This is a genomic window from Adlercreutzia sp. CNCM I-6207 (genome assembly GCF_977072305.1).
Map to the genome: position 1 here is coordinate 220,947 of NZ_CDRVLZ010000001.1, position 11,808 is coordinate 232,754.

The window sequence follows — 11,808 nt, forward strand, 5'->3', positions numbered from 1 at the left end:
TTGCGATAAAGTGATTGAGGGGATACACTTGCACGTGATGATTCGCGAAATGTAGGGGCGGCGTTGGAAGGCAGGGGAGAATGTTGTTCAGCGAACTTGCCGTAGCCTACTTGTTTTTCGGGGGAGCGGGGGCTGGCACCTGTGCTGTTATGGGCGTATTGGAATGCGCCAATTTAGGACGCTACGGTACGAGAGCGACCTATCGCACTACAAAGAAATCGCAGCCCCGTTTGATTCGGTGGGTGCGAAGTAACTTGCGAGTGCCCCATGAGCTGTTATCCCGCGGCTGGGTGCTCTGCCTGGTGCTGCTGGCGGTGGGATCGCTTTGCCTCATGGCCGATGCCGGCCGTCCCGAGCGGGTGCTCTCTCTGTGGCTGGCCCCTCGCTTCACGGTCGTGACGGTGGGTGCGTGGGCGCTTCTGGCCTCGGGCGCTTTGGCGACTTTCTTCGCTCTTGCCTCGAATGGTATTGGCGCGCGATTGCCTCTCTTCGTAGTGCTCGTCGCCTCCGTTGCCGCTGTGATCGCAGGAGTTGTCACAGCGGTCTACACGGGAGTGCTCCTCATGCAGCTGCCCTCGGTTGTCGCCTTTGGGTCGTGGCTTGTGCCGGCACTCTTTTGTCTCTCGTCGCTGTCATGCGGGGTGGCCGTGGCCTTCGGCGTTGCGTCTTTCGTTGATTCTCGCGTGCCGTTCGGTTCAGCGCTGCGATGCTTAAGCCACATGGACCGTGCGATAATCATTGCAGAGGCAGTGGCTCTGGCCCTCTTTGCGACGTTTTTGCTGACTGACATCCGAACAGAGGCGGGGGGCTGCGCCCTTCTGACGGGTGATGAGGCGATTATGTTTTGGGTGGTGCTCGTGCTAGCCGGTTTGGTCGCTCCCTTTATCTTGGAGTGTCGTTACCCTGGAGGAGATCGGCGCACAAAGGGCCTCTGGATTGCCGTCTGTGTGCTCCTTGGCGGGGCGGCCCTGAGGGTCTGCGTGACAGGGCTCGCCTCTTTCGACGTTTCCCAGAACCCCGAGCTCGCGATGCGTATGGCGTTCGCGGTAGCTGGAGGCTGAGCTGTGCCGTCGCAGCGGGAACGCTGGAATACGATGAACAATAAGGCAACTTGCTAAGCAAGATGAGAGGAAGGATCGACCGATGACGAAAAGCGCAAGGGGTCGCAAAGCGCGCCGCACTGAATGGGAAGCTGCGCTGGGCCCGTGGAGCGACAGCGAAGCGGAAATGCTGGCGGCAACCTCCTATGTGCCCAAGAAATCGTCGCGCAACGGCGCTCTCGTATTCAGCGTCGCCGTGTTCGTGGCCGCGGCCGCTGCGGCGCTTGTCTGCGATCTTCTTTTGGAGGGGCGCATCTCGCTCGTGGGCATTCTTGCGGCTCTGCTCGCGGCACTTGCGGCCTCTTCTTCGTTGCATATTGCTCTGGGGTGGGAAAAGGTGGTCGTGCTGCGGCTCGGCAAGTTGAACCGCGTGGTGGGACCTGGTTTCTATGCCACCATTCCCATTTTGGAGCATGGGACCATTCGCGTCGATCAGCGCATTATCGCCACCCCCTTCCGTGCTGAGCGTACGTTGACGGCCGATCTTGTGCCTGTGAACATCGACGCAGTGCTGTTCTGGGTGGTGTGGGATGCGGAAAAGGCCTGCGTGGAAGTGGAGGACTATTACGCGGCCATATCGTATCTTGCTCAGACGTCGCTGCGCGAGGCAGTGGGGCGCTCAACGGTGGGGGAGGTGGCCTTGCGTCGCGATCAGCTGGATGAGGAGATCAAGGCCGATATCGAGAAAGAGGCCTCGGGGTGGGGCGTTGACATCATCTCCGTAAAGGTCCGCGACATCGTGATCCCGGCGGAGCTGCAAAACGTCATGTCCTTGGAGGCTCAGGCCGACCGCGAACGCAATGCTCGCATGACGGTGGCGAGTGTCGAAGCCGATTTGGCGGAGATGCTTTCTGAGGCTGCCCGCATCTACGGGGATGAGGACGCGGCCCTGAAGCTGCGTACCATGCTCATGCAATACGAGACGGTGAAGGGATCCGGTAGCGCTGTTGTCACGGTGCCCACGGCCGTAAGCGATGGTTTTGCTGAAGGCGTCCAACGCGAGGGGCGAGGACTCTGATAGGATATAAGTACCGTTTCGCGAGAAAGAAGCATCATGGGCGTCCTTGAATCTTTCGCTATAGACCACAACTCCGGCCTTCCGGTGTGGATACAGATTAAGAACCGCATTGCCTATCTTATTGGCTCGGGAGCCTTTGTCCCCGGCGATAGGCTTCCTACGGTGCGCGCCTTGGCGGTGGATCTGGATATCAGCTACAACACGGTGAATCGCGCCTATATGGATTTGGAACGCGAGGGCTACATCACCACGCGGAAGGGGAGGGGCACCTTCGTGGCCGAGCGCCACGACCTGGGGGCGCACACGGTATCCGATTCCCCCATCGAACTCGTCATCGACGACATGATCCGCGTCTGCACCAACGCCGGCCTCGCCGACGACGACATCGTCGCCATGGTAGAAGCCCGCCTCGCCCACCGCGACTTCATGCGGGAGTAGTCGCCCAAACTGAAAGCGGCACCAAAGTTCCCTTGAAAAAGTGTGCACTATGGCAACAAACTCCCTTAGAAAAGTGTTAAATTATCAGCAAAGTTCCCTTGGAAAAGTGTGAAACCGCAGGTCGCCTCTTTGCAAAGCGCGAGAGACGGGTAGTGTTCTTTGCGCTCTGGGGTATGGCGCCCGGAAGTAACGCTTTCTGCTTCACTTCGGTTCCATCTTCCCAAAACTGATACAGTGTGATATAAACAATGTGCCGGAACGCCGTAAAGCGCGAGGGCTCCAGATTGGCGAGGGTGTTCCCTCGCCGTTCTTGTTATTGGGGAGGAATTGGGGATGCTTACACTGAGCTGTTTTACCGACGAGGCTGGCGAGCAAAATATGGATGCCGGCTATTACATGGCAACGTTGGTGTTTCATGATCAGTCGAAGAGGTTCGAGCGCTTCATAGATTCCTATGTTGCTCGTTTGCAGCTAGAAGATTTACACGACATTCCTTTTCACAGTGTTGATTTGTTACACGGTCACGAAGACTACGAGGGTCTTTCCGTCGAGAAGCGGAAGCGACTGCTCGTAGCGTTCTCAATGTTCGTGCGCACTCTTCCCATCAGCTACCATACTTTTTTCTACGACAAAGCGTTTTTCAAAAATAGCGATCAACTACAATCGCAACTGCGAAAGGACATTGTTGATTTCATTTTCGACCGTCTCGAGAAGTTCCAAACTTTTGATCAGGTGGCAATTTACTACGATGGAGGACAAGAGGCGGTGACCGCCGCCCTTCACGATGCCTTTGATTATGCTCTCGCTCGAAACGCAGCCGTCTACAAGTCTCTTTCGCATCAAGATAAACGCCTCGCCCAAGCAGCTGATTACTTGTGTACGATCGAATTGGCCGAGAAGCGCTATGCCACTGAAAATGTCAGTTTGACCTATTAGCGTTTCTTTGGACCCAATCGCAACTTCAGGCAGAATTTTCTCAAGCAGGTGCGGCGAAAGCTGGCATGAAGCCCAAACCTGAGCAAACTTGTCGCAAAAAGTTGCGACAATGTCTTGATTGTCACAATACATTGCGATAAAATGACAACCAGGAGAATTTGGCCAATTCTTACCGAGAGGGAGGCGGATGCAACCATCCGCCCGCATGAGAAGGGGAGTTTCCGCGATGGCGCTCAGTGTGAGCGCGAATCGGGACTCCTGTGCGAATCGAGGAGGAAAGATGACAGAGGCATACAGCCCCGTCGGTGGGCTCACGCGTCGAAACTTTCTCAAATCAACGGGTGTTGCTGCCGCCGCTGTGGCCGCCGGAGGCGCGGGTGCCTTCGCGGCGGGCGGGCTCGCCCAGGCTGCGACCTATGAGGCAGGACAGACCGAGGGCGACGGTGAGCAGATATTCTGCGGCGTGTGCCGCGGCAACTGCTCCGGCACCTGCAAGCTGAACCTGCACGTCGTCGACGGCAAGATCGTCAAAACGTCGAAGCGGCAGTTCAATTCGTTCCCCGACGGCCGCGTCGACCGTATCTGCCTGCGAGGCCTGAGCCATGTCTACAACGTGTACGGGCCCAACCGCATCCAGTATCCCATGCGCCGTGTAGGCGAGCGCGGCTCCGGCGAGTGGGAGCGCATTACCTGGGAAGAGGCCATCAAGGAAATCACCGATGAGTGGAAGCGTATTCAGGCAGAGTATGGCGAGCAGGCCATCGCCTATACGCGCGGATCGGGCAACTTGGGCGCCATCAGCGGTGTGGCCTCGCCCATGTACAACGTCTTCTTCAACAAGATCAACGCGAGTATGATCAAGATCGCCCGCGACCAGGCCAACACCCGGGGCATCAACCGCGTGGTGGGCAACCTGGGCGACTGGGTGCTCAATGATCCCTCCGATTTCAAGAATGCGAAGACGCTGTTCGTGTGGGGCGCCAATATCACCGATGCCCAACTCCACGACTGGCATTTCGTGGCCGATGCTCAGGATGCTGGCACCAAGCTGGTGGTCATCGATCCCATTATGACCCAGCTGGCCGCCCGCGCCGACCTGTGGATTCCAATCAAGCCCGCCACCGATGCCGCCTTGGCGCTCTCCATGATGTACGTCATGGTGAACGAGGACGCTGTGAACAAGCCCTTCCTGCGCGATCACACCTGCGCTCCGTTCCTCGTGCGCAGCGACACCGGCAAGTTTTTGCGCATGAGCGACTTGGGTGTGGAGCCGGAGGTAATTGAGGTTGAGGCGGGTCAGGTGTCCGCTGCTTCTAGCGAGAACAAGGGCGCCCAGGTGGGCAAGGCCAAGACCGTCCAGAAGATCATCGACCATCCCGCGGTGCTCGATGCCGATGGCGCGGTGAAGAGTTTGGCTGAAGCCGTCGATCCGCAGCTGAACGGCACCTACGACTTCAACGGCGTTCCCTGTAACACCGCCTATGATCTGCTGCTGGAAGACATCATGGAGTATGCTCCCGAGAAGGCCCAGGAGATCTGCGACATTCCCGCCGAGACCATTGTGGAGCTGGCGCATCTTGCCCTCGACGGCCCCTGCACCCATCGATTGGGCTGGGGCTCCAACTCCTACACCAACGGTGTGCACGCGGCCCATGCCAACATCACCATGGCGGCGCTGACGGGCCAGATCGGTTATCCGGGCGCGGGCACCGGCGTGGGTGACTTCAAGGCCTGTTGGGGCATCAACGCGGTCGTGAAGGGCATGACTGCGGCGAAATATCCCATGATTTCGGCCCTCGCCCTTCCGGAGATTATGCGTACCGACAAGTGGAAAGGGCAGGATTATCCCATCCGCTCGCTCTATGTGTACGCTGGTAATCCCGTATCCAACCAGGTAAACACTAACGAGTACATCAACGACGTCGTTGGAAACATGGATTTGTACGTGGTGGCCGACTACACCTTCACCGATACGGTGAAGTACGCCGATATCGTGCTGCCGGCGGCCCATTGGTTCGAGCAGCAGGAGTTGGTGCCCATTTCCGCCACTCAGTGCTTCCTCCACAGTGAGAAGGCCATCGACCCTCTGTACGAGTCGAAGAGCGATTTCGAGATTCTGAAGCTTTTGGCTGCTGGCATGGGTCATCCGGATCTCATCGATCTTTCCGAGGACGAGTACATGTCCCAGGTGGTGGACACGCCGGGCCTTGGCGCCCTTGGCATCACCTACGATGCCATCAAAGAAAACGAGGACATGTATTGGTATGCGGACAAGCCCTGGATTCCTTGGAAGAACGCCGAATTCCGCACCGAATCGGGCCGCATGGAGTTCTATGTCGAGAATCCCACCGTGCAGTTCGACGTGGGTCAGGAATTTGATGAGGATCGCGAGCACCTGCCCCGTTACTTCAATCCCACCGAGGCCTACGAGGGCAGCCCCACCTGGGATAAGTACAAACTCATCCTGCTGTCTGAGCGTCCGCGCTTCCGCGTGCACTCCATGTGGTCGGACAACGCCTACCTGCGCGAGCTCGATCCGGAACCGACTATCAAGATGAACCCCGCCGATGCCGAGGTCCGCGGTATTGCCGACGGCGATTACGTCGAGGTGTACAACGACCGCGGCCATTGCGTGGCCCGTGCGGTCCTCAACGACGGTATTCGCCCCGGGTGCATGGTGTACCCCAAGAGCTGGCAGCAGCATCAGCATAAGGCAGGCTGCTGGTCGGAGCTTTTGACCAGCGAGTACGATCCCGTCGGTGTAAACGAGAGCTATTTCGACAATCTTGTCGAGGTTCGTGTCTGGAATGAGGAATAGCCATGGCTGAGAGCAAATTGGTTATGCTGGTGGACACCAAGCGATGCATTGCCTGCAACTCCTGTGCTGTCGCCTGCAAAGTGGAAAACAACCTTCCGAAGGATATCTGGTGGAACCGTGTGATGACCGTCGGTGGCCCGCATATGGACGCCCCCGCTGGCACGTATCCTAACCTGGAGATGTATAACGTGACTGTGGCCTGCCAGCACTGCGAGAACCCGGCTTGCGTGAAGGTATGCCCTGTGGGCGCCACCTACAAAGATCCCGAAACCGGCGTGGTGCGCCAGGACTACGACAAGTGCATCGGCTGCCGCATGTGCATGAGCGCCTGCCCCTACAACGGCGTGCGTTCGTTCAACTGGGAAGAACCCAGCTATCACCTCGATTTCCCCGTTGGCGATCAAGACGTGGCGCCGCATCAGAAGCACGTGGTGGAGAAGTGCACGTTCTGTTGGCACCGCCTTGCGAAGGGGCTGGCGCCGGCGTGCGTCGAGGTTTGCTCGGCGCGGGCCCGCATCTTCGGCGATGCGAACGATCCCGATTCCGAGGTCTCCCAGAAGCTGAGGGAGCGATCTTCCATGCGTCTTCTGGAAGATCGCGAGACCGAGCCGTCCGTGTATTTCCTCGTGTAACGGGAAGGGAGTTGAACTATGTCTGAGTATATGCAGGGCGGCGTCATCGCCGACGACGATCTCGATTTCTCGGCGCCCCGCCAGCGCGAGCGTGCCCATGAGGCGGTCGGTGCGCGGGCGGCCGTGAAGAGCCCGGCGCTGAACATCGCCATTGGCGTGAGCGCTGTGGTGACGGTGATCGGCCTGGTGCTGTGGGCCATGCAGCTGTCCGGCGGCATGGTGCAGACGGCCATGCGCAACCTGGATAGCTGGGGCCTCTACATCACCGGCTTCATGTTCTTCGTCGGCCTGTCGGCCGGCGGCCTCATCATCTCCTCGGTGCCCAAGGCCTTCGGCATTGCGGGCTTCGGCGGCATTTCCAAGGTGGCCGTGTTCTCGTCCATCGCCTGCACGGTGTGCGCCATTGGCCTCGTGGTCGTGGACATGGGCCAGCCCTTCCGCGTGTGGGAGCTGTTCGTGTACTCCAACATGGGAAGCCCGCTCATGTGGGACATCATCGTGCTGGCCACCTACCTCATCCTGTCGTGCGTGTACCTGTGGGCCCAGCTGAGGGCCGAGCGCGGGCAGATGAGCGCCGTGGCGCTGCGCGTGATCTCGGTGGTGGCGCTCGTGTGCGCGGTGCTCGTGCACTCGGTGACCGCCTGGATCTTCGGCCTGCAGCAGGGCCACGAGATGTGGCACACCGCGCTTCTGGCCCCCTGGTTCGTGTCCTCGGCGCTCGTGTGCGGCACGGCTTTGGTGATGGCCGTCGTCATCGGCCTGCGGGCGGCGGGGTACCTGGCCCTCGACCAGGCCAATGTGGTGAAGCTCGCGAAGCTGCTCGGCGCCTTCGTGCTGGTGGACCTGTACTTCTTCGGCTGCGATCTCTTGACCGAGGCCTTCCCCGGCGGCGCGGGCGCCGAGGTGGTGGCCATGCTGGTGTCCGGCCCGCTCGCGCCCTTCTTCTGGGTGGAGGTCGTCGGCTGCGCGGCCTGCGCCGTCATCTGCCTCACGCCGTCGCTGCGCCGAAACGGCCTGCTCGTGGCCGCCTCGCTGCTCGCCATCGCCGGCATCTTCTGCAAGCGCGTGCAGCTGCTAGTCGGCGGCTTCCAGATCGCCAACCTCGATTTGCCCTTCGCCATGAACTCCATGAGCGTCACGAACTGGGAGGGCACCCTGACCGAGGCCTACGCCGGCATGGTGTACTGGCCGACGCCGCTCGAGTTCGGTGTGACCCTGGGCGTGGTGGCCTTGGGATGCCTCATCTTCTTCCTGGGCCTGAAGTTCCTGCCCCTGCGTCCGTCGGATCAGTAGGCGCGAGAAGCGAGGGCCGAACCCCTCCAATTCGGTTCTCGGTCTCTTCCGTATGGGCCGTCTGCCACAGGGCGGGCGGCCCTTATTTGCAGAGAGGGGTTTCATGAAGAAGATCATTGCCTCGTTGGTGGTGTTCCTCGTGGCGGCGGTGGTGGTCGTGGGCGCTGTGGGGATGACGCGGCCGGATGTCCTGGCCGTGCGCCCCGTGACCGCCGAGGCGCCGTGTCCCGTGGTCGGGTGCGCCTCCGGGGCGTGCCACGGGTTCGACGATGTGCCCGAGCCCGATGGCGTGACCGAGATGACGTGCCCCGAGGCGGGGTGCGTCTCGGTGGAGTGCCACGCCTGGGAGGCGCTCACGGGCCGCTACCATCAGGCGAGCGACGCCAGCCTGAACCTGTGGATCCTCATGCCCGTGGCCCTCGTCGTGGCCCTGGTGGCCCTGGTGAAGAAGGGAGGTCGCCCATGAGGAAGATCATTGTCGACGGGGTGGCGCTCGCCCTATACGCCGTTGTGTCGCTGCCGACGCTGACCGGCGTGACCGCCCATGAGTGGCTGGGTCTGGCGGTGCTCGTCGTGCTGTTCGTCCATGGGGTGCAGCACTACGATTTCGTGGCCGCCGTGCTGCGGCCGGCCAGATCGTCGGGAAGTTCCCGCAATGCCGCCGCTGCTGAGGTCGCCAACGCCGATGGGGCGACCGGCGCCAGGGCCGTTGGTGTCGCTGAGGCTGCCGGGGACAGGGGTGCGCAGTCTGCGGACGACCGCACCTTGCGGTTCGCGCGCCCTCGTCGCGCCGGCGCGTGGGCGCGGTTGGTGTTGGATGCGACACTGCTGCTCGCCTTGGCCGTGGTGGTGCTGTCGGGGCTCATGGAGTCGGGTGCGATCCTGCCGGCCCTCGGCTGGTACGCGGAGGGCTACTTTTTCTGGGCTCCCCTCCATGCGGCCGCGGCCAAAGTGCTCCTTGCGCTCATCGTCGTGCACCTGGCCCTCGATGGCGCCGCCGCCTGGCGCCTGATCGCCCGTGCCCGGGCAACATCCCCTGAGCGCGATGGCGGTGCCCCCGATGAGTGCGAGGCCGCCTAAGGGGACGAGGCGGTGAGCGAGGCTTAATCGAGCCGGACGAGCCGGACGAGCCGTCGGGGCCGATCCGTAGGGCGAAGGTCATGCCTTCGCCGCGGCAAGGGCATGGCCCTTGCCCTACGGATTGGGCGCGGGTGGCTAAGATTCTCCATAGAAAAGGCCCCGGCTGCATATGCGGTCGGGGCCTTTGGTGTGTCGGGATTCGCGGATGACTTCCGGCAGCCCTACTCGGCGGTCTTCACGTCGTCGGTGGTCATGGCGCCTTCGAGCAGGCCCTCGTAGTCCTGGGGGGACCGGGCGTTGGTGGCCGCACCCAGCTCGGTGTCCGAGGCCTGGGGCTCGGGGATCTCCACGGAGGTGTCGGCGGGGTCGAGGCCCGCGTCCACGCGGCGCATCATGTCCTGCCACTCCTTGTACTGGGTGCCCACGTAGCTGATGCCGTCCTGGTTCAGGGTGTAGCTGGGGCAGGCGGCCGAGTACATGGTGAGTCCCTTGTCCTTGAAGGTGAGCGCGAGGGACACCAGATCGGTCACGGAGTAGTCGGTGGTCACGCAGCGGGCGAGGGATTCCACGGTACCGGGGATCTCGGTGATGGACTTCGAGAGCACCTTCTCCACGATGGCCTCGATGATCATGCGCTGGGCCTGGGCGCGGGAGAAGTCACCGGCGCGGGTGGCGTGGCGCTCGCGGGCGAAGGCGAGGGCCTGGTCGCCGTCGAGGGTCTGCTCGCCGGCCTCAAGGGAGATGCCGCTCGTGTCGGAATAGAAGCTCTCGGGCACGTTCACCTGAATACCGCCGAGTTCGTTCACAACGTCCTTCAGCTCCTCGAAGTGCACCTCCACGTAGTGGGTGATGGGCACGCCGGCGAAGGTGGAGAGCGTTTTCACGGCCTCGGACGGGCCGCCGAAGGCATAGGCGGCGTTGATCTTCTGGGTGCCGTGGCCCTCGATGTCGATCATGGTGTCGCGGGGCACCGAGATGAGGTCGACCACGCCCTTGTCGGGATCGATGCGGGCGAGCATGGTCACGTCCGATCGGCTGGCCGTCTCGCCCTTGCGGGCGTCGCTGCCGAAGATGCCCACGTAATAGGAGCCGTCGGCCTTGGCGGGGGCCAGCTGCTCGCCGAGCTCCTTGAACTCAGCGTCGTCGAGACCGCCTTGGATGGTGGCGTTGATGCCGTTCAGGTAGAGCGCGAGCGCCGTGCCGGCACCGGCGAGAACGACGACGAGGGCCGCGGCGATGCCGAGGGCGATCTTCTTGCCGCGCGACTTCTTGCGGGCCGCCTTGGCCCGGGCGAGGCTGTCGGTGGCGGCGAAGCTTTGGGAGCCGCCCGCGGCGGAAACGGGGCTCGCGGTCGGCGCGAAGCCGGTGCCCTCGAAGGAGGAGCGGGCGCGGGCGGCGCGGGGCGTGCGCGAAACGTCCGCCTGGGCACTGCGAGAACGGGCGGCCTGGGCGCTCCGGGTGCTGCGGCCGGCGCTCGTTACGGGGGCGGAGTGGGAACCGCGGCGTCCCTGCGCGGAGCCGAGGGGCGCCGAGTGGGCGCCCCGGCGCGAGGTGCCGGAGTTGAGCGGAGCGGAATGCTTGCCAGGTCTGTTTGCCATAGGGTTCGGCGCGCAGGCGCCTGCCTCCTCGATAAGCACGGTGGTACGAATGCGAAACCCCAAGATACCAGGAAAAGGGCAACTGCGGGCCGCCTTCGACAAGAAAACAGGCTTTTGGAAGGGTGGTGGAAGGGGAAGGAAGGGGTTGCCGAAAAGGGCGGCGCTCTCTATAATGCGAGCTATTGAACAGCGTGTCCATTTTTGGCCGTTCTGTCGAAATGCGACCGCTGCATCGCAACCGAACGAAGGAGACCGTCATAGCCACGGCAACCTGCGCGCCGGCCGCTCCCTGCGAGGATCGGCGCATCGCGAAATCGAGGCGCGCCCTGCGCGGCGCCCTTGTCGAGCTCATGGAGGAGCGCGGCTACGATGCGCTCACCGTGAACGACTTATGCGAGCGGGCCGATACGTCCCGCGGCACTTTCTACAACCACTTCCGCGACAAGGACGGGCTGCTCGCCGTGCTGGAGGACGAGGTCATGGCCGACCTCGATGCCCTGCAGGAGCGCATGCAGTCCATTACCCTGGCGGACATGCTGGCCTTCCGCGCGACGGGCCGCCCGCTGCCGTTCCTCGTGGAGCTGTTCGACTACCTGCGCGAGCAGAGCGACTTTCTGCACGCGGTGCTTGGCCCCGGGGGCGATGTGCGCTTCGGGCCGCGGCTGCGTGAGGCGGTCTGCGAGAACCTGGTGCAGAACATCCTGCATGAGAAATACCGCGACAACCCTACGGTCTTCGTGGAATACTACGTCGCCTTCTACGCCGCCGCCTACTTAGGGATCATCGCCCACTGGATCGAGCGCGGCTGCCCCGAATCCTCCGAGACTATGGCGCGCATCGCCACGCGCCTTCTGTTCATCAAGCCCGGCGAGTCCATCGAGCTGTAAGTTGGGAG

Annotated in this window: 11 protein-coding genes; 10 read left to right on the plus strand and 1 reads right to left on the minus strand. The window is 62.1% G+C overall.

All coding sequences use genetic code 11. The features are described 5' to 3' along the window. Window positions 1–80 precede the first annotated feature (80 nt). The 9 genes from nrfD (ACW4QM_RS00905) to ACW4QM_RS00945 all read left to right on the plus strand — a co-directional run bounded on the left by nrfD (ACW4QM_RS00905) (window position 81) and on the right by ACW4QM_RS00945 (window position 9,315). Complete coding sequence (nrfD, locus tag ACW4QM_RS00905; protein WP_452040239.1) at window positions 81–1,061, plus strand: NrfD/PsrC family molybdoenzyme membrane anchor subunit; 981 nt, start codon at window positions 81–83, stop codon at window positions 1,059–1,061. Window positions 1,062–1,143: 82 nt separating this feature from the next. Further along, entirely contained in the window at window positions 1,144–2,118 is a 975-nt protein-coding gene (locus tag ACW4QM_RS00910) for a slipin family protein (protein WP_452040240.1), read from the plus strand. A 36-nt stretch (window positions 2,119–2,154) separates the two neighbouring features. Further along, complete coding sequence (locus tag ACW4QM_RS00915) at window positions 2,155–2,556, plus strand: GntR family transcriptional regulator (protein WP_114549389.1); 402 nt, start codon at window positions 2,155–2,157, stop codon at window positions 2,554–2,556. A gap of 333 nt (window positions 2,557–2,889) precedes the next feature. Then, window positions 2,890–3,492, plus strand: a complete 603-nt coding sequence (locus ACW4QM_RS00920) for a DUF3800 domain-containing protein (protein ID WP_114549390.1) — start codon at window positions 2,890–2,892, stop codon at window positions 3,490–3,492. Between the two features lie 280 nt (window positions 3,493–3,772). Further along, on the plus strand, window positions 3,773–6,310 hold the full coding sequence (locus ACW4QM_RS00925; protein ID WP_302683401.1) for a molybdopterin-containing oxidoreductase family protein: 2,538 nt from the start codon (window positions 3,773–3,775) through the stop codon (window positions 6,308–6,310). Between the two features lie 2 nt (window positions 6,311–6,312). After that, complete coding sequence (locus tag ACW4QM_RS00930) at window positions 6,313–6,942, plus strand: 4Fe-4S dicluster domain-containing protein (RefSeq protein WP_114549392.1); 630 nt, start codon at window positions 6,313–6,315, stop codon at window positions 6,940–6,942. Between the two features lie 18 nt (window positions 6,943–6,960). Beyond that, complete coding sequence (nrfD, locus tag ACW4QM_RS00935) at window positions 6,961–8,235, plus strand: NrfD/PsrC family molybdoenzyme membrane anchor subunit (protein WP_241521395.1); 1,275 nt, start codon at window positions 6,961–6,963, stop codon at window positions 8,233–8,235. A gap of 103 nt (window positions 8,236–8,338) precedes the next feature. Next, window positions 8,339–8,701 carry a hypothetical protein gene (locus ACW4QM_RS00940; protein WP_452040241.1) on the plus strand — a complete coding sequence of 121 codons (363 nt, stop codon included), beginning with the start codon at window positions 8,339–8,341 and terminating at the stop codon, window positions 8,699–8,701. Continuing rightward, a complete protein-coding gene (locus ACW4QM_RS00945) occupies window positions 8,698–9,315 on the plus strand; it encodes a DUF4405 domain-containing protein (protein ID WP_302404364.1) in 618 nt (205 codons plus the stop codon). The genes ACW4QM_RS00940 and ACW4QM_RS00945 overlap by 4 nt, the downstream gene beginning before the upstream one ends. 221 nt (window positions 9,316–9,536) lie before the next feature. Here ACW4QM_RS00945 and ACW4QM_RS00950 read toward each other — a convergent pair whose 3' ends face one another. Then, window positions 9,537–10,913: an LCP family protein gene (locus ACW4QM_RS00950; RefSeq protein WP_455798096.1), complete on the minus strand. Its 1,377-nt coding sequence runs from the start codon at window positions 10,911–10,913 to the stop codon at window positions 9,537–9,539. A 218-nt stretch (window positions 10,914–11,131) separates the two neighbouring features. Here ACW4QM_RS00950 and ACW4QM_RS00955 point away from each other — a divergent pair, with 218 nt between their 5' ends. Continuing rightward, entirely contained in the window at window positions 11,132–11,800 is a 669-nt protein-coding gene (locus ACW4QM_RS00955) for a TetR/AcrR family transcriptional regulator (RefSeq protein WP_415979576.1), read from the plus strand. Window positions 11,801–11,808 lie beyond the last annotated feature (8 nt).

Bases quoted from the DNA above. Each gene is read 5' to 3' on its own strand.
- nrfD (WP_452040239.1), top strand. From the start codon at position 81: ATGTTGTTCAGCGAACTTGCCGTAGCCTACTTGTTTTTCGGGGGAGCG.
- ACW4QM_RS00910 (WP_452040240.1), top strand. From the start codon at position 1,144: ATGACGAAAAGCGCAAGGGGTCGCAAAGCGCGCCGCACTGAATGGGAA.
- ACW4QM_RS00915 (WP_114549389.1), top strand. From the start codon at position 2,155: ATGGGCGTCCTTGAATCTTTCGCTATAGACCACAACTCCGGCCTTCCG.
- ACW4QM_RS00920 (WP_114549390.1), top strand. From the start codon at position 2,890: ATGCTTACACTGAGCTGTTTTACCGACGAGGCTGGCGAGCAAAATATG.
- ACW4QM_RS00925 (WP_302683401.1), top strand. From the start codon at position 3,773: ATGACAGAGGCATACAGCCCCGTCGGTGGGCTCACGCGTCGAAACTTT.
- ACW4QM_RS00930 (WP_114549392.1), top strand. From the start codon at position 6,313: ATGGCTGAGAGCAAATTGGTTATGCTGGTGGACACCAAGCGATGCATT.
- nrfD (WP_241521395.1), top strand. From the start codon at position 6,961: ATGTCTGAGTATATGCAGGGCGGCGTCATCGCCGACGACGATCTCGAT.
- ACW4QM_RS00940 (WP_452040241.1), top strand. From the start codon at position 8,339: ATGAAGAAGATCATTGCCTCGTTGGTGGTGTTCCTCGTGGCGGCGGTG.
- ACW4QM_RS00945 (WP_302404364.1), top strand. From the start codon at position 8,698: ATGAGGAAGATCATTGTCGACGGGGTGGCGCTCGCCCTATACGCCGTT.
- ACW4QM_RS00950 (WP_455798096.1), bottom strand. From the start codon at position 10,913: ATGGCAAACAGACCTGGCAAGCATTCCGCTCCGCTCAACTCCGGCACC.
- ACW4QM_RS00955 (WP_415979576.1), top strand. From the start codon at position 11,132: ATGCGACCGCTGCATCGCAACCGAACGAAGGAGACCGTCATAGCCACG.